This window comes from Phenylobacterium sp. (assembly GCF_031360265.1).
In the GTDB taxonomy this organism is placed as follows: domain Bacteria; phylum Pseudomonadota; class Alphaproteobacteria; order Caulobacterales; family Caulobacteraceae; genus Phenylobacterium.
On record NZ_JANMBF010000046.1, the window covers coordinates 1 to 18,332 of the forward strand.

The 18,332-nt window shown below is 68.3% G+C and carries 19 protein-coding genes and 1 tRNA gene; 11 read left to right on the forward strand and 9 right to left on the reverse strand.

What is annotated here, in order from left to right; translation table 11 throughout:
- On the reverse strand, positions 1–873 hold an 873-nt coding region (locus tag RMN86_RS04150; RefSeq protein WP_309604571.1), incomplete at its 3' end, for an IS1595 family transposase.
- Positions 874–1,698: 825 nt separating this feature from the next.
- Between RMN86_RS04150 and RMN86_RS04155 the strand changes: the two genes are divergently transcribed.
- Both RMN86_RS04155 and RMN86_RS04160 read left to right on the forward strand, forming a co-directional pair.
- Positions 1,699–2,139 carry a hypothetical protein gene (locus RMN86_RS04155; protein ID WP_309604572.1) on the forward strand — a complete coding sequence of 147 codons (441 nt, stop codon included), beginning with the start codon at positions 1,699–1,701 and terminating at the stop codon, positions 2,137–2,139.
- Complete coding sequence (locus tag RMN86_RS04160; protein ID WP_309604573.1) at positions 2,108–2,776, forward strand: hypothetical protein; 669 nt, start codon at positions 2,108–2,110, stop codon at positions 2,774–2,776. Before RMN86_RS04155 ends, RMN86_RS04160 begins: the two co-directional genes overlap by 32 nt.
- A gap of 117 nt (positions 2,777–2,893) precedes the next feature.
- On the opposite strand, the gene RMN86_RS04165 is transcribed toward RMN86_RS04160, so the two are convergent.
- From RMN86_RS04165 to RMN86_RS04180, 4 genes are all read right to left on the reverse strand, one after another.
- Positions 2,894–3,394: a DUF6538 domain-containing protein gene (locus tag RMN86_RS04165; protein ID WP_309604574.1), complete on the reverse strand. Its 501-nt coding sequence runs from the start codon at positions 3,392–3,394 to the stop codon at positions 2,894–2,896.
- A gap of 87 nt (positions 3,395–3,481) precedes the next feature.
- A tRNA-Ser gene (locus tag RMN86_RS04170) sits at positions 3,482–3,571 on the reverse strand.
- A gap of 56 nt (positions 3,572–3,627) precedes the next feature.
- Positions 3,628–4,566 (reverse strand): hypothetical protein, encoded by a 939-nt coding sequence (locus tag RMN86_RS04175; RefSeq protein WP_309604575.1) that lies wholly within the window; start codon positions 4,564–4,566, stop codon positions 3,628–3,630.
- Between the two features lie 26 nt (positions 4,567–4,592).
- Positions 4,593–5,603: a tetratricopeptide repeat protein gene (locus RMN86_RS04180; RefSeq protein WP_309604576.1), complete on the reverse strand. Its 1,011-nt coding sequence runs from the start codon at positions 5,601–5,603 to the stop codon at positions 4,593–4,595.
- 121 nt (positions 5,604–5,724) lie between these two features.
- Between RMN86_RS04180 and msrA the strand changes: the two genes are divergently transcribed.
- Both msrA and RMN86_RS04190 read left to right on the forward strand, forming a co-directional pair.
- On the forward strand, positions 5,725–6,375 hold the full coding sequence (gene msrA / locus RMN86_RS04185) for a peptide-methionine (S)-S-oxide reductase MsrA (RefSeq protein ID WP_309604577.1): 651 nt from the start codon (positions 5,725–5,727) through the stop codon (positions 6,373–6,375).
- Positions 6,376–6,382: 7 nt separating this feature from the next.
- On the forward strand, positions 6,383–6,721 hold the full coding sequence (locus RMN86_RS04190; protein ID WP_309604578.1) for an MmcQ/YjbR family DNA-binding protein: 339 nt from the start codon (positions 6,383–6,385) through the stop codon (positions 6,719–6,721).
- 6 nt (positions 6,722–6,727) lie between these two features.
- On the opposite strand, the gene RMN86_RS04195 is transcribed toward RMN86_RS04190, so the two are convergent.
- The 3 genes from RMN86_RS04195 to RMN86_RS04205 form a co-directional block, all read right to left on the reverse strand.
- Positions 6,728–7,411, reverse strand: a complete 684-nt coding sequence (locus RMN86_RS04195; protein WP_309604579.1) for a PEPxxWA-CTERM sorting domain-containing protein — start codon at positions 7,409–7,411, stop codon at positions 6,728–6,730.
- 88 nt (positions 7,412–7,499) lie between these two features.
- Positions 7,500–8,834, reverse strand: coding sequence for a dihydroorotase (locus RMN86_RS04200; RefSeq protein WP_309604580.1), 1,335 nt, complete (start codon positions 8,832–8,834; stop codon positions 7,500–7,502).
- Entirely contained in the window at positions 8,827–9,807 is a 981-nt protein-coding gene (locus RMN86_RS04205; protein ID WP_309604581.1) for a glycosyltransferase family 9 protein, read from the reverse strand. The genes RMN86_RS04200 and RMN86_RS04205 overlap by 8 nt, the downstream gene beginning before the upstream one ends.
- Positions 9,808–10,026: 219 nt before the next feature.
- Between RMN86_RS04205 and RMN86_RS04210 the strand changes: the two genes are divergently transcribed.
- The 7 genes from RMN86_RS04210 (at position 10,027) to RMN86_RS04240 (ending at position 17,338) form a co-directional block, all read left to right on the forward strand.
- A complete protein-coding gene (locus RMN86_RS04210) occupies positions 10,027–10,962 on the forward strand; it encodes a folate-binding protein YgfZ (protein ID WP_309604582.1) in 936 nt (311 codons plus the stop codon).
- A gap of 72 nt (positions 10,963–11,034) precedes the next feature.
- Entirely contained in the window at positions 11,035–11,616 is a 582-nt protein-coding gene (locus RMN86_RS04215; RefSeq protein ID WP_309604583.1) for a DNA-3-methyladenine glycosylase I, read from the forward strand.
- Positions 11,616–12,260, forward strand: coding sequence for a ribonuclease HII (locus tag RMN86_RS04220; protein WP_309604584.1), 645 nt, complete (start codon positions 11,616–11,618; stop codon positions 12,258–12,260). Before RMN86_RS04215 ends, RMN86_RS04220 begins: the two co-directional genes overlap by 1 nt.
- A gap of 50 nt (positions 12,261–12,310) precedes the next feature.
- Positions 12,311–13,414 carry a DUF2332 domain-containing protein gene (locus RMN86_RS04225; protein ID WP_309604585.1) on the forward strand — a complete coding sequence of 368 codons (1,104 nt, stop codon included), beginning with the start codon at positions 12,311–12,313 and terminating at the stop codon, positions 13,412–13,414.
- A 51-nt stretch (positions 13,415–13,465) separates the two neighbouring features.
- Positions 13,466–14,926 (forward strand): Si-specific NAD(P)(+) transhydrogenase, encoded by a 1,461-nt coding sequence (gene sthA / locus RMN86_RS04230; RefSeq protein ID WP_309604586.1) that lies wholly within the window; start codon positions 13,466–13,468, stop codon positions 14,924–14,926.
- Positions 14,927–15,012: 86 nt separating this feature from the next.
- On the forward strand, positions 15,013–16,092 hold the full coding sequence (locus tag RMN86_RS04235) for a DNA methyltransferase (RefSeq protein WP_309604587.1): 1,080 nt from the start codon (positions 15,013–15,015) through the stop codon (positions 16,090–16,092).
- Between the two features lie 76 nt (positions 16,093–16,168).
- Positions 16,169–17,338 carry an MFS transporter gene (locus RMN86_RS04240; protein ID WP_309604588.1) on the forward strand — a complete coding sequence of 390 codons (1,170 nt, stop codon included), beginning with the start codon at positions 16,169–16,171 and terminating at the stop codon, positions 17,336–17,338.
- On the opposite strand, the gene RMN86_RS04245 is transcribed toward RMN86_RS04240, so the two are convergent.
- On the reverse strand, positions 17,321–18,332 hold a 1,012-nt coding region (locus tag RMN86_RS04245; protein WP_309604589.1), incomplete at its 5' end, for an A/G-specific adenine glycosylase. The two genes, RMN86_RS04240 and RMN86_RS04245, sit on opposite strands and share 18 nt — an antisense overlap.

Consider the following 18,332-nt stretch of genomic DNA (forward strand, 5'->3'; position numbering starts at 1 on the left):
CCTTGGCTCACTGCCCGGCGTTACCGCGGCCCGTATTGACCCCGAGCCGTTGACCTCTGACGGCGCAGCGTCTGGCGCCAAGAAGGGTGGCAAGCGGAAGGCCACGCCCAAGAAGCCCCAGAAGGCCAAGCATGTTGAATAGAAGCCCTCAACCGTGTTCGTGTGCACGCTGGCGTCCAACTTGGAGACGTACTCTTCCTTGCTGTGGTTCACGCTCTTGTGGTCGGCGAAGGTGGCGCCGACGCGGAGGTAGACGTTGGAGGAGTCGGTGATCAGCCGGGCCTCGGCCGCCATGTTCTCAGCAACGATCCGGCCGACCGTGCGGCTGGTGACGTTGTCGATCACGATGGACTTGGCGCGGCCGGTGGAGCGGTCAACCAGGGTGACGACGCCCTTCATGCTCTTGCCGCCACGGTGGGAGAACCGGCGGTCGCGGGCGAAGTAGGTCTCATCAACTTCCACGTCGCCGCCGCCTGAGCCGAAGGGCGCCAGATCGCCGTCGCGCATCGCCTCGCGGATGCGGTGAGCCAGGAACCACGCGCTCTTGTAAGTGATCTCCAGCGTCCGATGCAGCTGGTGGGCGCTGACGCCCTTTTTGCTGCTGCACATCAGGTGCATGGCCTGAAGCCAGATGTGCAGGGGCAGCTTCGACTCTTCGAAGATCGTACCCATGCGGACGGTGAACTGCTGCTTGCAGTCGCCGCAGCGCTTGAGGCCGTAGCGGACGCGCTTCTCAGGGTTCGCCGGGATGGCGCTGATACGGCCCATGCAGCCGCAGTGATGGCAGACCGGACCTTGCGGCCAGATGACCTTTTCCACCCGCTCAAAGGCGGCGGCTTCGTTATGGAAGTGAGGGGCGGAAAGGATCGACATATCGGGCTCTCTGGCTTGCCCGATTGTTATAGCTCAGCTTCTCGTGTTTGCAAAGTATATAAACGCCCGAACTTTGGTCGGGAGGCCGAGGCTGCAGCGCACAGGGCTTATGGCGATGCCATCCGAACAGGGCGCGATCTGGTTCTGCGTACTCAGTCCGAAGTTAATCGTCTCGGGTCTGAGCTGCTGTCGCCACAGCCGTCGAGGAGGTCCGCGGGCGTTCAGAAGCGTCCCAGTTCGACCACCATTCGGCCCGCCAGTCCGTCGCGGCAAGCGTCGCCGCCCGCGCTGAAGTCCGTAGTTCAGCAGGGCGTCGATCAGACGCTGGCCGCGGCCAGAGGCGCGCAGGATGCATTCACACTAGGCCTGGGTGATCGCGCCTACGCCGGTGGACGGGCTCTCATCGACGCGGCCCAGGGTGCAGATCTTGGCGATGCGTGGCGAAGCCGCTGGGCCACGGAACAGGCTCGAGATCAGTATGATGCGAGGAACTATCGCACCGCGCGTACGATCGGCGAGATTGCTGGCACGGGGCTTGGCCTCGCGGCTCTTGGCTCAGTGGACGCCGCGCTGGCTGGAGGCGTTCGAATAGCGCAGGCTGCGCCAATGGTTGCGCGGGAGGCCGCCATATTGGGCGGGGTCGGCGCGAGCGGCGGCGTCGTTAGCCAGGCGATGACGGACCTACAGAGGCGACGGCTGGGCTCCGCTGGGGACTATGTCGGTTCCGCAGTAGGTGGCGGGGCAACGGCTCTTGCTTCTGCGCGGGGGCGGCCGGGACAGGCAGGCGCCGTCGGCGGCGCGACCACATCAATAGTCCAAGACGTCTTGAACGGTCAGGGTGTCGACTGGGCAGCAGCCGGCCAGTCTGCGCTTGCCGGCGGATATGCCGCTGCGCCGTTCGGGTATCTGGGCCGCAGGTCCAGCAACGGCCTTCCGATACGAGCGAAAGGCGAGTTGGGCGAAGCGATGGGTCGCGTCCGCACGATGGCAAACGGCCGCATGCCGGTCGCCGGCGGTGCGCGTGTCAAGCTAGACCGGAGCGGGAGAATCACGGTGCTCGACGAGGGGTCATATCTCGGCCAAATGAGCGAGCAGAAGTTCGGGCCGAGCGCTCGATTGAGCCGAAATCAGGTGGAAGCCTACAATGAGTTCGGTGATCGGTATCGCGTGGATCATTTCCTGCCGCGCGACGTCGGAGCGATCATCGGCTACCCGTTAAGTCAGATTGGCTACCATGAAGTCCTGGCTGACGATCCTTATCGATAGAGGGGCGAGGATTGCGGGCCTTCCGTTCGTCAAACTGAAAGTCCTAGACGCCAGTATCGTGCGGGCGCTCGAGGCTTGGTCATGGCCGGCTAGGCTGAGGCCGAAGCCCAAGCCGAGGAAGCGCCGCGCTCGTGGGCCCGACTGGGTTGCTCCGAAGGTGATGAAGGCTGCGATCGCGAGAGAACTTGTTCCTGAAGCCTTGGCTTTGGGTTGGACTCCGTGTGAGCCTCAACGGGCCCGGAAAGGCGAGCGCCGGTTTGGCGAGTTCGACTTCGAGCGGGTTTCGAAGGATTGTATCGAGCACATGGGCTTCGACTTCCAGTACGGTAACAAGCCGGATGTTTGGCTTTGTGTTGCCCTGTGGAAGGGAGAGGAAGGAATCTGCACTTCGTTCGAGACCGGGAGCTGCTGGGATGCTTCCCGTCGTAGTCGGTCGTTGTGGCGCTGGCTGGTCGATCGGCCGAAGCCAGCGCCGCCCCCGGAGAATCCTCTGGCGGCTTCGATTGCGAGGGGCCTCGACCGGCTACGTATTGCAGAGGCCTATTTTCTGGCGGGGATCGAGCACCCCGATCTGGGATTGGGCTCCACCTTGCCGCCTCACCGGTGGCCCGAGGGGTATGAAGAGCGCATGAAGTAAGCTGTTCACCCCGGATAGAGAAGTCACGATTTCTCACCGTTAGAGATGTCACGAGTGGAGCGGAGGGCGGTGCGCCGAGCCATCAGTTCGCGCAGCGTGCCCCCCTTTGCGGGGCGGCTATAGCTGGGTGAAGATGTGTTGCCCCTGGGCTGATCTGCGGGGTGCGGTGACGCTTCGCTTGAGGGGCGGTAGGTCCGCCTGCATTCGTCGGCAAAGCTCCAGCGCCTCGGTGAGCCGCTTGTTCTCCACGACCGCACCCTGGTCGATACGACGGACCAGGTCGAAAGTGCGGTAGGGAAGGGCGCGACCCTGGTGGCGGATCTCCATCCGCCCGTCGGGGTAGTCGTAGACGGTGACGCGCTTGCCTCCGAGGTCGCGGGTCAGATCGTTGGGCTCCAAGAGGAATCGCACCCGGTCGTACTGCAGGCTGAGTGCGTGGGAGACAGTCCTCTCGACGCGCCAGGTGAAGCTGCTGTCGAAGTCGTCCTGCGGGGCGAGGGGAAGATGCAGGTCCCTGTCCGAGCGTGACGCTCGCCTTCCGTAATGCGGTTGAAGGTCGCTCGGGATCACGCGACGGATGGAATATCGACCGTTGCGGCGGATAAGGCCCGTGGCCATTGGTGCTACTCCGTATCGGGTGTAGCAACCATGCGATTCTAGGAGTCTGAACCCACAATAACCCAGTTAAAACAATAGGTTATACGGTGGCGGTGCGAGTGGGATTCGAACCCACGTTAGAGTTTCCCCTAAACACGCTTTCCAAGCGTGCGCCTTCAACCACTCGGCCACCGCACCTTAACGCCGGCGGAGGGCGGGCCTCCCGGCGGAAGGCGGGTCATACAGATTGCGCGCTAGCCGGGCAAGCGCCGCTTGGCGGCCTGGGCCAGTCGGGCGGGATCGAACAGCGAACGCGGTGATTGGCCGACCAGCCGCGCCTCCAGCGGGCGGGATCGCCTGAGCCAGGCGGCCAGCGACGCGGAGACATCCGGGCGCCCGGCGCGCAGCCCGGCCTGGGCGTCGGCGAGCTCGCGGTCCGCGGCGCGCAGCGCGCGGCGGCTGGCGGCCAACGCCGGGGTGTCGAAACGCTCGTCGATCAGCCCCAAGCGAGTGCGGGCGGCGGCGATCATCACGCGGGCCGTGGCCGGGTCGCCGCGCGCGATCTCCGCCTGCCCCGCGCGCAGCGCGCGCCGCACGTCGTCCATCAGCATCGATACGCCCAGCGGCTGGCGCGGCGCGGCGGGGCAGGCGGCGGGGTCCAGCGCCCGGACATAGGCCGCCAGGCCGTCGAGCACGGCGGGGCTGGGCTCGGGCCCATCGAACTCCTGCGTGATCAGGCCATCGAGGAACGGCTCGAGCTTCCGGTCGCCGCGCGCCTGGCTGACCTTGAGCGCTGATTTTGGGCCAGAGAGGTCGGGGATCGGCTTGGGGTCATCGATGCCATTGTCCCGGTGGGTGGAGAACAGGGAACTGGTCACATCGGCGGTGCCCGGCGCGCCGGAGATGCCCGGGAACAGGAAATCCGGATTGCTTCGCCCGGCGCGGTGGCAGGTCTCGCAGGAAATCCCCGCCCGGCCTGCCTGGCCGCCCAGCACCAGGGGTGTGCGGAAAGCCGCTCGGCCCACCTCCACGCGATGGGCCACCAAGGGGTCGGCCGGACGCCTCAGGCATTCGGTGGGCGACGAGCCGAGCACGCGCGCGGGATCGGCCCCGGGCGCCATCCACTGCATCGCGCGGATCGCCGACTCACCGCGGGCGGCCAGCACGCCGCCGCCCGCGAGCCCCGCAAGCAACAGGCCCGCGAGGAACCCGGCGGCCGCTAGGGGTGCTGCGGTTCGCCGCCGGCGTCGATCCAACGGCGCAGCTCCTCGGCATCCGCGCAGCCATAGGCGCAGAGGTGGTCCAGGCGGGCCAGCATCAGGCGCGCGCCGGCGATGTCGCCCCGGGCGACCTTCAGCTCGCCATAGTATTCGGTGGCGCCGATGTGCCTGGGGTCGATGGCCAGGGCCTGGCGGTAGTAGCTCTCGGCGCGGGCGTAGTCGCCCTTCTTGCGCCAGGTGTAGCCCTGGTAGGTGAGGATGTCGGGGTGCGGCCCGAAGGTCGCCGCGGCCGCGTCGAGCGAGGCCAGGGCCTCGTCATAGCGCCGTTCATTGATCAGACCGACAGCTCGGACATAGGCCGCGTCACCCTCCTTGACGCCCCCAAACAGCATTGAGTGGGCAAACAGCATAGAGGGGGCGAACGGCATCGAGCGATCCAGCCGGGCGCTCGGCTTGGGCGCGGCGGTCGCGGCGGGCGCCATGGCGCTTTCCACCGCCGTCGTGAACGACTTGAGCCGGGCGGCGTCGGGGCAGGTGTCGCCGCAGGCCTGGGCCCTGGCTTTCAGCCAGTCGGCCTCGGTCTGGGCCTTGGAGTCCTTCAGGTAGGCCAGCGCCAGGCCAAGGCCGGCATGGGACGCGGCGTCCTCCGGCGTCAGCTTCACCGCTTTCTCATAGGCCCGTCGTGATCCTCGCCAGTCGTTCGCGCCGGCCTTGGCCGCGCCCAGCAGGCGCCAGCCATCGGGGTTCTTCGGCGCCGCGTCAGTGACATGCTCGGCGGCCTTGGCGGCGTCCTTGTATTGCTGGGCCTTCAAGGCCGCGATGGCCTTGGCGTATTCGGCCGCCGGATCATAGCGCGGGCCGGAGCCGTTCTGCAGGTCGCCGTCCCGGCCGGACGGAACCATCGAGCCTCCGCCCATGCCGCCCGCGCCGCCGGTGGCCAGCGCCGACCCCCCCGCGGTCAACAGCGCCAGGCATCCGCCGATCAAAGTCGCCGTCACGATGCGTCGCATGGGTGTTTCTCCCGAATTTGAAACCGCAGACTGACACGAAACCTCAGGGTCGTCAGCCTCCGCCAAGCGTGCAAATGCCCACCCGGAGGACTATCTTGCGGATCGACCGCAAGGAGACCTCATGTTCGGACGCAAAGCTCTGGAACTGCCCACCCGGGAAACCGCCCTGCCGGGCCGCGCGCATCCCATTCCCACGGCCCAGGCCCATGTCATCAACGGCCACCCTCTCAAAGGCCCCTACCCCGAGGGGATGGAGACCGCGATCTTCGCCATGGGCTGCTTCTGGGGCGAGGAAAAGAAGTTCTGGGCCGTCCCCGGCGTGTGGGTGACGGCGGTGGGCTATGTCGCCGGCCTGACGCCCAATCCGACCTATGAGGAAGTCTGTTCCGGCCGCACCGGCCATACCGAGGCGGTGTTGGTGGTCTATGATCCCAAGGTGGTCAGCTACTCGGCGCTGCTGAAGGTGTTCTGGGAGGGCCATGACCCGACACAGGGGATGCGCCAGGGCAATGATGTGGGCACCCAGTACCGCTCGGGCGTCTATCCGCTGACCGAGGCTCAAGGCGCGGCGGCGGAAGCCTCGCGGACGGCCTACCAGCAGGCGTTGAGCGCCCGGGGGTTCGGCCGGATCACCACCGAGATCGCGCCGGCCGGTGAGTTCTACTTCGCCGAGGACTACCATCAGCAATACCTGGCGCGGAACCCGGCCGGCTACTGCGGCATCGGCGGCACGGGCGTCACCTGCCCGATCGGTGTCGGGGTCGAGGCCTGAAGCCGGCATGACCCGCGAGCAGGTGGAGGCTGTCGCCCTGGGTCTGCCCGCGGCCACCCGGGTCGTCCAGTGGGGCGGCTCCGACGTCTACAAGGTCGGCGGCAAAGTGTTCGCCATCTGCGGCCTGGCCGGAGGGTTGTCGTTCAAGGTCACCCCCATCGGCTTCGTGGCGCTGACCGAGGGCAGGCCGGGCCGCCAGGCGCCCTATTGCGCCAAGGGCCATTGGGTTGCGGTCGAGCTCGACGCCGCCAGCGACGCCGACATCACCGACTGGCTGACCAACGCCCACGCCCTGATCGCGGGCAAGCTGACCCGCCGTGCGCGGCTCGAACTGGGTCTGGCCTAGGCCCGATCAGGCGAAGGCGGCGCGGCGGCGGCGCAGGGTCGCGCCGACCAGGCCGAAGCCCGTGATCATCATCGCCCAGGTGGCCGGTTCGGGGACACCGCCGGACTTGCCGTCGAAGGTGATCTCGCTGACGAAGGTCCAACCGTGCAGGGGGCCCTGGTCGAACTCGATGGTGTGGCTGGCGCCGGTCAGGCTGAGGCCGGTGATGCCTACCCAGCCGATCGAACCGATCGCAGGACCGGTGAAGCTGCGCGAAATTCCATCGACCAGGATCGCGCCGGGCGCATACACGCCGCCGACATGGCTATTGTCGATGTGGATATTGATACCGCCGATCATAGGTCCACCGGCGAAGTGGAAGGTGACCACCGGCTTGGGCGTCACGGCGTCGTACCAGCCGACGTAGGGACCCGTGCCGCCGCCGTTCTCGGTAAGATACCAGAATGCCGGCGCGACGATCCCGTCGGTGAGATCGCCCCTGCCGCCGCTGAGCGCCGCGCCGTCCGTCGTGGTGGCCCCGGCGCCCGTGTAGAACCTGTCCCAGTAGTTGTAGCTGCCGCCCGAGGCCGTACCGTCGCCATTGGGCATGTCGTAGCCGGTGGAGAAGACAGACGACGCCGAAGCCGGAAGCGCCAGCGCCAGCGCCATGGCGGCGCCAGTCAAGGACAGCGTAAGTTTGGCGACGTTCATCGCTTGTGCTCCTCAAGTCGGACATCAGCGGTATCAGTGATCCCCGAGCCTCGCGATTCGATTCGCTCAGCACGCGAAAATGGTGCGGCTACGCAATCAGCGTCTCGCCGAACCGCACGGGCTCGCCCAGATGGGGGCTCACCACCTCGTCGTCGCGCATCACCACCCGGCCGCGGATGATCGTCGCCATGGGCCAGCCCTTGGCCGGCATCCCGTCGAAAGGGGTCCAGCCGACGCGGCTGGCCATCATCGCGTGGGTGATCGTGCGGCGCGCTTTCAGGTCGACAATCGTCAGGTCGGCGTCATACCCCTCGGCCAGGCGGCCCTTGTCGGCCAAGCCGAACAGGCGGTTGGCTCCGTGGCTGGTCAGATCGACCAGGCGCTCCAGGCTCAGCCGGCCCTCCGCCACATGGGTCAGCATCACCGGCAGCAGGGTCTGCACGCCGGGCATGCCGGAAGGCGAGGCGGGGTAGGGCCGAGCCTTTTCCTCGCTCGTGTGCGGCGCGTGGTCGCTGCCCAGCACATCGGCGACCCCGCTGGCGAGGCCAGCCCACAGCGCCATCCGGTGCTCGGCCCCGCGGATCGGCGGGTTCATCTGGGCATAGCCCTTGAGGCGTTCGTAGGCCTCCGGGCCTTCCAGCGTCAGGTGTTGCGGCGTCAGCTCGACGCTGGCCACGTCCTTGTGCTCGGCCAGGAAGGCGATTTCCTGGGCGGTGGTGACGTGCAGCACGTGGATGCGCTTGCCCAGCGCCGTGGCGATCCGCACCAGCCGCCGCGTGGACTGGATGGCGGACTCCGCGTCGCGCACCTCGGGGTGACTGGTCCAGTCGCCGGTGCGGGCCAGGGGCCGGCGGTCGGCCAGCCGGTACTCGTCCTCGGAATGGAAGGCGGCCCGTCGACTGACGTGGCGCAGCACCTGCTCGATGCCCGCGTCGTCCTGCACCAGCAAGGTGCCGGTCGAGGCGCCCATGAACACCTTGACCCCGCAGCAGCCGGGCAGCCGCTCCAACTCCCCCAGCCAGCGGGCGTTCTCGTGGGTGCCGCCGATATAGAAGGCGTGGTCGCAATGCATGCGCCCCTTGGCCCGGGCGAGCTTGTCGCCCAACGCGCCTTCGTCGGTGGTGGTGGGCTCGGTGTTGGGCATCTCGAAGACGGCGACGACGCCGCCAAGGATCGCTGCGCGCGATCCGGTCTCCAGGTCTTCCTTCCACTCCAGGCCCGGCTCGCGGAAATGCACCTGGGTATCGATGACGCCGGGCATGACCGTCAGCCCCGTCGCGTCGAACACTTCGCCGGCCGAGGCCTGCGCCAGGTCGCCGACGGCGGCGATCTTGCCGCCCAGCACGCCGATGTCGGCCATCCCGCGGCCGGCGTGGTTCACCACCTCGCCACCCCGGACGATCAGGTCGTAAGTCTCAGCCATGATCCCCGTCCGTGGCGGCCAGCAGGTCCTCGGCCGCCCTGACGACCGTGTCGACCCGCAGGTCCATCATATGACAGAGCGCCTGGGTGAAGCCGGGGTCAACCGCCCGGACCTGCTCGAAATCGCGCGGCCCGCGCACCACCCGCGTGTCCGACCCCCACGGTCCGTAGAGCTGTTCGTTGGAGGGGCCGAACAATCCCAGTGTCGGAGTTCCAGCGGCGGCGGCTAGGTGCATGGCGCCGGAATCGTTGCCGATGAACAGCCGCGCCCGCTTCAGGCAGGCGTAGGCGGTGAGCAGGTCGGTGTCCTCGGTCAGGTCGATGAACTGGTTGCGCATGACCACGTCGCGCAGGCCCTTGGCGAGGGGATGGTCCTGCGGCGCGCCCAGCACCATCAGCCGGCCGCCCTTCAGCGGCCCCTCGGCGTCGAGCAGGCGCATGGCCACGCGGGAGAATCGCTCGATCGGCCAGGTCTTGCCCAGCCAGTTGGCCGCCGGCGCCAGCGCCAGGATCGGGCCGACGCCGGCGGTAAGCTCCTCGGCGCGGGCGTTGGTCTCCGGCGAGATGAAGATGTAGGGCGCGGCCGGTTCGTCCTCGATCTTCAGGGTGCGCGCGGCTTCGATAACCTTGTGAACCGGCGAGCCGGTGTTCTTGCGCCAGATGGCGCGGCGCCGCGTCGACAGGAACCGCGAGATGCCCGAGCCGCGCAGGTCGACGACCAGGCCCCAGCGCTCCTTGCGGACCTGGCGCCACAGGTCGAACCAGTGGCCGCCGTTCCTGGCCTTGGCGAAAACGATGATGCGGTCGAGGGTCGGAACCTCCTCGAACAGGGGGGCCGCGACCGGCCCGGCGACGATCGTGAAGCGGGCATTGGGGATCTCGTCGGCCAGCCGCTTGATCAGCCCCGACGACAGCACGGCGTCGCCGATGCGGTTGGAGGTGATGAACAGGATCGGGAACGCGCCGCGGGACATCGACCCTCTATAGGGCGACTGGCGCTGGCGTGGCATTGGGAAATTCGCCTGAGCTTGGATTGGCCCAGAGCGAATTTCCCAATCTTAGCCACGCCAGACAGCACATATTTGCAGTGTGCTTAGAGGACTTGAAGTTCGCTCGGCGCTCGCCACCACGCTCAGGCGAACTTCGAGTCCGGCACACTGGCGCTCCACCGCCGGACGCCCCAAATTGCACCGATGAGCCAGACCCTGACCTTTGCGCCACGGCCCAGCCGCGCCCTGATCGCCGTTTCGGGGCCCGACTGGCGCACCTTCCTGCAAGGGCTGATCACCCAGGACGTGGCGACGCTGGCCCCGGGCGAGGCGCGGTTCGGCGCATTGCTGACGCCGCAGGGCCGGCTGCTCTACGACCTGTTCGTCGTCGGACGAACGGACGGCTGCTGGCTGGACGTGCTGACCGAGCACCGCGCGGCGATCGTCCAGCGTCTGACGATGTATCGCCTGCGGGCCAAGGTGGAGATCGCCTTGGACGAGACGCCTGTGTCGATCCTGTTCTCCGCTCATCCCCGCGAAAGCGGGGACCCAGGTTTTTTCCGTAGCGGCGCGACCACCCCAGAGGGCGCGGGCGGCCAAACCTCTGAAACACAAAACGCCTGGGTACCCGCTTTCGCGGGGATGAGCGGGTTGTTTAGGGATCCCCGCCTCCCGGCCCTCGGATGGCGCGGCTACGGCGCGACGCCTCCCGCCGGCGCGGCCCTGGCCGACGAGGACGCCCGCGAGGCGCAGAGGCTGGCTCTGGGCGTGCCCGGCCCAGCCGACTGGGGCGCCGACACGACCTACCCCATCGAGGCCAATTTCGACCTCTTGAACGGCATCGACTTCCAGAAGGGCTGCTTCGTCGGCCAGGAGACCACATCGCGGATGAAGCGACGCGGCCAGATCAAGAGCCGCATGCTGCCGATCGCCTTCGAAGGTCCCGCGCCCGCCGCCGGCGCCGAAGTCCTGGCCGGCGACCTGCGGGCCGGCGTGGTGACTTCGTCCGGCGAGGGCCGCGCCATAGCCTTGCTGCGCCTCGACCGCGCGCTTGCCGCGAGCCTGACGGTCGATGCCCGGCCGGTCACGGTCGAACGCCCGGCCTGGTTCCTGGCGGCTGTCGGCGAAGAGGCCGGGTAGGACTGCCACGGTCGCGGCCCTGGCTGAACTCCTGCTTGTGTCGCAGGTCCGGGTCAGCCGAAACTGCGGGCGATGTCTACGACCCTTTCCCGATGCGGCTGGCGCGGCATGGCCGGCGACCCGCTCTACGAGGCCTATCACGATACGGAGTGGGGCGTGCCGGAATACGGGTCCCGCGCGCTGTGGGAGAAGCTGGTGCTGGACGGCTTCCAGGCGGGGCTCGCCTGGATCACCATCCTGCGGAAACGCGACGCCTTCCGCGCGGCTTTTGACAATTTCGATCCGGAAAAGGTGGCCGCCTATGGCGAGGCCGACCGCGCCCGGCTGATGGCTGACGCCGGCATCGTCAGGTCGAATGCCAAGATCGATGCCGCGATCAGCTCGGCGAAGATCTATCTGGCGATGCGCGACGCAGGCGAGGACTTCTCTGAATTCTGCTGGAGCTTCACCGGCGGCAAGCCGCTGCAAAACACATGGACCGACGTCGGCCAGGTGCCGGCCAAGACCGAGCTCGCCGGCGAGGTCGCCAAGGCGTTGAAGGCCAAGGGCTTCAAGTTCGCCGGTCCGGTGATCGTCTACGCCTGGATGCAGGCCACCGGCATCGTCAACGACCACCTGACCGACTGCTTTCGCCACGACGCGGTGAAGGGCTGATGTCCCAGGGTCCTCACATGCGGCTGGAGCGCGCCTTCGTCGGCGGCCCGGTCTGCGGTGTGGACGAGGCCGGGCGCGGACCCTGGGCCGGGCCGGTGAGCGCCGCGGCGGTGATCCTCGATCCGAAGCGGCTGCCCAAGGGGCTGGACGACTCCAAGAAGCTCTCCGCCAAGACCCGTGAAGCACTGGAGCCTGAGATCAAGGCCAAGGCCGTGGCTTGGTGCGTGGGGTTCGCGTCCGTCGAGGAGATCGCTAGCCTCAACATCCTGCGCGCCGCGGGCCTGGCCATGCGCCGCGCCATCGAGGGCCTGTCGGTGACGCCGGCCTTCGCCCTGGTGGACGGCAATTATCGCTTCGACCTGCCGTGTGAGATCGGCACCGTCATCGGCGGCGACGGCAAGTCGAAGTCGATCGCCGCGGCCTCGATCCTCGCCAAGGTCGCCCGCGACCGGCTGATGATCGAGATGGACGCCCGCTATCCCGGCTACGGCTTTGCCCGGCACAAAGGCTATCACGCCGAGATCCACGTCGAGGCGCTGCGGACCCTGGGCCCCTGCGCGATCCACCGCATGGGCTGGGCGCCGGTGAAGCTCGCGCTGGCGGGCCGGGCGCCGCGCCAGGATGGACTGCGCTTTGAAGGTTGATCGATTGGATCAAGATTGATGTGAGCGGCCAATCCGCGGGATCCAGCAGCATGGAAGATCACCCCGCCGTGCCGCAGGCCCTGCTGGCCCAGTCCCGTTACTGCCTGGCCGGCGGCTCGCCGCTCAACGCCGCAATCCTCGAACGGGCCGCCGAGGACTGGACCCTGGGCGGTCCGGTCCGGTCCCTGATGCAGCCCTGGGCTGACGCCGACGTGGCTGCCCAGTTTGCCGCGGCCACGCCGTTGCGACTGATCGCGGCGTTGCATGAACTGGCGCTGTCCGGCGACGATCCCGCGCTCTCCGCCGCCTATCGGACCCTCGACGCCCGCGCGATCTGGGCGGCGGCGGGGCCGGCGATGATCGAACGCCACGACCGGCTGGCCGCCTTCATGGCCCACGAGCCGCAGACCAACGAGGTCCGTCGCTCGATCTGCCTGGTCGGCGGGTTCCTGCAGGTCGCCGCCGCCACCGGCCTGCCGCTGCGGTGTTTCGAGATCGGGGCCAGCGCCGGGCTGAACAGCCTTTGGGACCGCTATCACTACAGCTTCGGACCCCTCGACTCGGCTCCGCACTGGGGCGATCCGGCGGCGGGGGTCGCCATGGACACTGACTGGCAGGGGCCGCCGCCGGCGACCGGCGCCCAGGTCCGGGTGATCGCGCGGGCGGCCTGCGACCGGCGGCCCACCGACCTGCGCGATCCCGATCAGCGCCGCAGGCTGCTGGCCTATATCTGGGCCGACCAGACCGAGCGGCTGGCGCGGATTTGCTCGGCCATCGACCTGGCGCTGGCGGCGGGCGTGACGGTCGATGCTGCCGACGCGGTGACCTGGACACAAGGCCGGGTCGCGCCTCAGGCCGGGGCGGCGACCGTGCTCTTTCATTCGGTGTTCTGGCAGTACATGCCGCCGCGGACCCAGGCAGCCTTGCGTCAGGCGATCGAGCAGATCGGCGCGCGGGCCGCGGCGGACGCGCCGTTCGCCTGGCTGCGGATGGAGCCATCGCCGGAAAGCCTGGTGGTCATGCAGGTGCGCCTGACGCTCTGGCCCGGGGGCGAGGACCGGCTGCTGGCCGAGACCCATCCGCACGGGGCCTATGTGCGCTGGATGGCCCCAGAGCCTCCTAGGAAGTCCGACACCTGGGCAAAGCTTACTTAACGCCCGCCGGCCTAATGTTCCCTCGCCCGCAGAACGCCGGGGGGAACCGCCTTGTCACAGAACCACTACGACCTGATCGTGATCGGCTCAGGTCCGGCCGGGCGGCGCGGCGCAATCCAGGCGGCCAAGCTCAACAAGCGGGTGCTGGTCGTCGAACGCGGCCGACGCGTCGGCGGCGTGTCAGTCCACACCGGCACCATCCCGTCGAAGACTCTGCGCGAGACGGTGCTGAACCTCAGCGGCTGGCGCGAACGCGGCTTCTATGGCCGCGCCTACCGGGCCAAGCAGAACATTGGCGTCGACGACCTGCGCCGGCGCCTGGACATCACTCTCGACCACGAGGTGGATGTGCTGGAGCACCAGTTCGCCCGCAACAACGTCGATAGCGCCCGGGGCGCCGCGCGCTTTCTGGACGCCCATCGCCTGGTGGTCGAGGGCGGCCGGGGCGAGGCGGCGACCTATACCGCCGAGCGTTTCCTGATCGCCGTCGGCACGCGGCCCTACCGGCCCTCGCACATCGGTTTCGATGGCAAGACCATCGTCGACAGCGACGAGATCCTCGATCTCGACCGCATTCCGCGCCAGCTGGTGGTGGTCGGCGCCAGTGTGATCGGCGTCGAATACGCCTCGATCTTCTCCGCCCTCGACGTGAAGGTCACGGTGATCGAGCCCAACGACGGCCTCCTGCCGTTCATTGACCGCGAGGTCACCGACGAGTTTGTTCACGATCTGCGCGAGCGCGGCGTGATCCTGCGGTTCGGCTCCAAGGTGGTCTCCGCCACAGTCGAGGGCCCGCAGGCCTGCCGCGTGGTCCTGGCCGACGACCGCGAACTGCGCTGCGACATGGTGCTGTTCTCCGCCGGCCGCGAGGGCGCCACTGACGGCCTCGGCCTCGGCGCCTGCGGCCTGGCGCCGGACGAGCGCGGCCGCCTCGCCGTCGACAAGGCGACCTTCCAGACCGTCGTCCCGCACATCTATGCGGCCGGCGACATCATCGGCTTCCCGAGCCTGGCCTCGACTTCCATGGAACAGGGTCGGATCGCCGCCTGCCACGCCTTCGATGCGCCCAGCCACAAGGCGCCGGAGTTCTTCCCCTATGGCATCTATTCGGTGCCTGAGATCTCGACCATCGGCATGAGCGAGGAGCAGGCCCGCGAGCGCGGCATTCCCTATGAGTGCGGCGTGGCCAGGTTCCGCGAGACCAGCCGGGGCCACATCATGGGCATCGGTTCGGGCTTCATGAAGATGCTGTTCGCCCTGGAGACCCGCCGCCTGCTGGGCGTCCACATCGTCGGCGAAGGCGCCACCGAGCTGATTCACATCGGCCAGGCGGTGCTCAATCTGGAGGGCACGCTCGACTATTTCGTCGAGAACACCTTCAACTACCCGACGCTCGCCGAGGCCTACAAGGTCGCCGCGCTGGACGCCTGGAACCGCATGCCCAAGCAGCAGAACAGCGTCATCGCCACGCGGAAGAAGCTCGAACGCGCCGCCAAAGTGGTCAACGGCTGACCGGTAACACCTCGTTCACCACGCTTGGCAACATGTCCTTCACCATAAGGCCTCAGGATTCAGCGTTCCGATTCAATGAGGCGCGTATGGGCGTTCCCGCCGACACCATCATCCAGGGCGATTGCCTCGAGGCGCTGAAGACGCTGCCGGACCGTTCGGTCGATCTGGTGTTCGCCGATCCGCCCTATAACCTGCAGCTCGGCGGCGACCTGCTGCGTCCGGACAATTCCAAGGTCGACGCGGTCGATGACGACTGGGACCGCTTCGAGAGCTTCGCCACCTATGACGCCTTCACCAAGGCCTGGCTCAGCGAATGCCGCCGGGTGCTGAAGGACGACGGGGCGCTGTGGGTGATCGGCAGCTACCACAACATCTTCCGGGTCGGCGCGACCCTGCAGGACCTGGGGTTCTGGATCCTCAACGATATCGTCTGGCGCAAGTCCAACCCGATGCCGAACTTCAAGGGCACGCGGTTCACCAATGCCCACGAAACCCTGATCTGGGCGACCAAGTCGCGCGGCGGCAAGCGCTACACCTTCAACTACGACGCCATGAAGATGGCCAACGACGAGCTGCAGATGCGGTCGGACTGGAGCCTGCCGCTTTGCACCGGCGAGGAGCGGCTGAAGGACGCCGCGGGGGTCAAGGCCCATCCGACCCAGAAACCTGAAGCCCTGTTGCATCGCCTGATTCTGGCGTCGACCCGGCCCGGCGACATCATCCTGGACCCCTTCTTCGGCACCGGCACCACCGGCGCCGCCGCCAGGCGGCTGGGCCGGCGCTACATCGGCATCGAGCGCGATGAGGGCTATGCCAGGCTCGCCAAGGACCGCATCGCCAAGGTGATCCCCGCGACCGCCGAGGAGATGGTGGTGACCGGCTCCAAGAAATCCGAGCCGCGCATCCCCTTCGGCCAGATCGTCGAGGCGGGCCTGCTGCGCGCCGGCGACGTGCTCTATGACGACAAGGGCCGCCACGCCGCCCGCGTCCGCGCCGACGGCAGCCTGGTGGTGGGCGATCTCTCAGGCTCGATCCACAAGGTCGGCGCCATGGTGCAGGCCCAGCCGGCCTGCAACGGCTGGACCTACTGGCACTTCAAATCCGACAAGGGCCTGGCCCCCATCGACGTGCTGCGCGCCAAGGTGCGGAGCCAGATCGCCGCCTGACCGCTGGACCGCGCCGGCAATCCCGCGCACGTTGCGCCGGTGACCCGCGCGCGGCTTCGATGATCGGACAAACGCTTTGAACCCCAGGGTCTTCGTCCTCACCCTGGTGACCTTCGCGTTCGGCTCGGCGGCCTTCATCTTCGCGGGCCTGCTGGAGACCATGGCCAGGGACCTGGGCGTCTCAACCGCCGTCGCCGGCCAGTTGCAGACCGCCTACGTCCTGACCTCGGCGGTGCTGGGACCGGTGGCCGCCTGGGCGCTCGGCCGGCTCGACCGCAAGCTGGTGGTGATCCTGGGTCTCAGCCTGGGCCTTGGGCTGCACATCGCCTGCGCCAGTACGCCGAATTTCCAGACCCTGCTGGTGCTGCGCGCTTTCGCGGGTCTCGCTGGCGCCATGTCCGGCCCGGCCGCCAGCGTGGCGGCGGCGTCGCTGGCGCCGCCGGAAAAGCGCGGCTCGGCCATCGCCATGGTGGCGGGCGGAATGACGCTCGCCTTCGTGTTGGGTATCCCCCTGGGCAGCGTGGTCGGATCGATCTTCGGCTGGCGCTCGACCTTCCTCGTCGCCGCGGCGTTGTCGGCCATCGCGCTGGTCGCCGTGCTGGCCTTTCTGCCCAGGATTCCGCCGGCGCCCAGACGAACGGGTGGCATCCTCGAGATCAGCGCGATCTGGCCGCTCTATATGACCACCTTCCTGACCTTCGCTGCCAACATGACCGTCAATCTCTATATCGCTCCCATCGTCCGCGTCGGTGCGGGCGTGACGGGGGCCGGCGTCGGCGCCTTCCAGGCGATGATCGGGGTGGGGTCGATCGTCGGCCTGTGGCTTGGCGGCCGGGCGGCCAATCGCAACGTCGGGCGCGCCTGGATCCTGCAGGGCTTCGCCATCCAGGCGATCGCCATGAGCACCCATTTCGCCGCTACCCACCACGCCCTGCCGCCAGGCCTGCCCAGCAAGGCCCTGGTGGCGCTGGCGATCTTCCTGGCGGCCACGGCGCTGTTCTCGATCACGCCGGTGATCCAGACCCGGCTGATCCAGATGACGGCCGGCGCCCCGGTGGCGCTGGCGCTCAACGGCTCGGTGATCTCTGTCGGACAGGCCCTGGGATCGACGCTGGGGGGCGTGGCGCTGGCCAACTTCGGCGTTCCGGCGATCCCGGCCGCGGCGCTGGCCATGTCGCTGACCGCCGGCCTGATCCTGGCCTTCGTCTTCCCCCGAGCGCCACCACCATCAGAGACGATCGGCTAGGCCCGCACGCGCGGCCTTCAGGAAAACGCTTGGCAAGGCGGTGAGACCCGCGCGCGGGGTCCAGATTGCGCCGCCCATCTCGCCCTCGGCGCGCAACAGCGCAAGGGTCAGCGTGAAATGGGTGAAGCCGTGCTCGACCGCGCCGACCTCGCGCCAGGCCGTCACTGGGTGCGCTGGCGCGACGGCTATCGACTCTAAATCGGTCCAGCGGGTCGGCCGCCAGTCCGACGTCGGCAGCGCCAGCATGCCGCCCAGCAACCCCTTCGGCGGGCGGCGGACCAGCGCCACCTCGTCGCCCCGCGTCAGGAGATAGGCCACGCCGAAGCGGTGGGGACGCATGGCCTTGGCGGTCTTGCGGGGATAGGCTTCCGGCGCGCCGGTCGCCAAGCCCGCGCAATGCGCCGAGATCGGGCAGCGGTCGCAGAGCGGCTGCTTGGGCCGGCAGATCGTGGCGCCCAGGTCCATCAGCGCCTGGGCCCAGTCGCCGGGGCGCTCATCGCGGACCAGGCCCTCTGCGAGGCGTTTGAGGTCCACCTTGGCGTCGGGCAGGGCCTCTTCCACAGCGAACAGCCGCGCCATGACCCGCTCGACATTGCCGTCGACCACATTGGTCGCAAGGTCGAAGGCGATCGCGCCCACGGCGGCGGCCGTGTAGGGGCCAAGGCCGGGCAGGGCGCGCAGGGCGGCCTCGGTATCGGGAAAGGCGCCGTCGTGGTCCCGCGCCACGGCCCTGGCGCAGGCCAGCAGGTTGCGGGCGCGGGCGTAGTATCCGAGGCCAGCCCAGGCGGCCATCACCTCGCCATCGGCCTCCGCCGCCAGGGCGCTCACCGTCGGCCAGCGGGCGGTGAAGGTCAGGAAATAGGGCGTGGCGTGCGGCACGGTGGTCTGCTGCAGCATCACTTCGGACAGCCACACCCGGTACGGATCGGCGCGCTTGCCCGCCGGTCGCCCCTGCGGCCGCACGCGCCAAGGCAGGTCGCGGGCGTTCGCGTCG

Excerpts from the sequence above, each read along its gene's own strand:
- RMN86_RS04160 (WP_309604573.1), top strand. The coding sequence starts at position 2,108 with ATGAAGTCCTGGCTGACGATCCTTATCGATAGAGGGGCGAGGATTGCG.
- RMN86_RS04165 (WP_309604574.1), bottom strand. The coding sequence starts at position 3,394 with ATGGCCACGGGCCTTATCCGCCGCAACGGTCGATATTCCATCCGTCGC.
- RMN86_RS04180 (WP_309604576.1), bottom strand. The coding sequence starts at position 5,603 with ATGCGACGCATCGTGACGGCGACTTTGATCGGCGGATGCCTGGCGCTG.
- msrA (WP_309604577.1), top strand. The coding sequence starts at position 5,725 with ATGTTCGGACGCAAAGCTCTGGAACTGCCCACCCGGGAAACCGCCCTG.
- RMN86_RS04190 (WP_309604578.1), top strand. The coding sequence starts at position 6,383 with ATGACCCGCGAGCAGGTGGAGGCTGTCGCCCTGGGTCTGCCCGCGGCC.
- RMN86_RS04195 (WP_309604579.1), bottom strand. The coding sequence starts at position 7,411 with ATGAACGTCGCCAAACTTACGCTGTCCTTGACTGGCGCCGCCATGGCG.
- RMN86_RS04200 (WP_309604580.1), bottom strand. The coding sequence starts at position 8,834 with ATGGCTGAGACTTACGACCTGATCGTCCGGGGTGGCGAGGTGGTGAAC.
- RMN86_RS04205 (WP_309604581.1), bottom strand. The coding sequence starts at position 9,807 with ATGTCCCGCGGCGCGTTCCCGATCCTGTTCATCACCTCCAACCGCATC.
- RMN86_RS04210 (WP_309604582.1), top strand. The coding sequence starts at position 10,027 with ATGAGCCAGACCCTGACCTTTGCGCCACGGCCCAGCCGCGCCCTGATC.
- RMN86_RS04215 (WP_309604583.1), top strand. The coding sequence starts at position 11,035 with ATGTCTACGACCCTTTCCCGATGCGGCTGGCGCGGCATGGCCGGCGAC.
- RMN86_RS04220 (WP_309604584.1), top strand. The coding sequence starts at position 11,616 with ATGTCCCAGGGTCCTCACATGCGGCTGGAGCGCGCCTTCGTCGGCGGC.
- RMN86_RS04225 (WP_309604585.1), top strand. The coding sequence starts at position 12,311 with ATGGAAGATCACCCCGCCGTGCCGCAGGCCCTGCTGGCCCAGTCCCGT.
- RMN86_RS04235 (WP_309604587.1), top strand. The coding sequence starts at position 15,013 with ATGGGCGTTCCCGCCGACACCATCATCCAGGGCGATTGCCTCGAGGCG.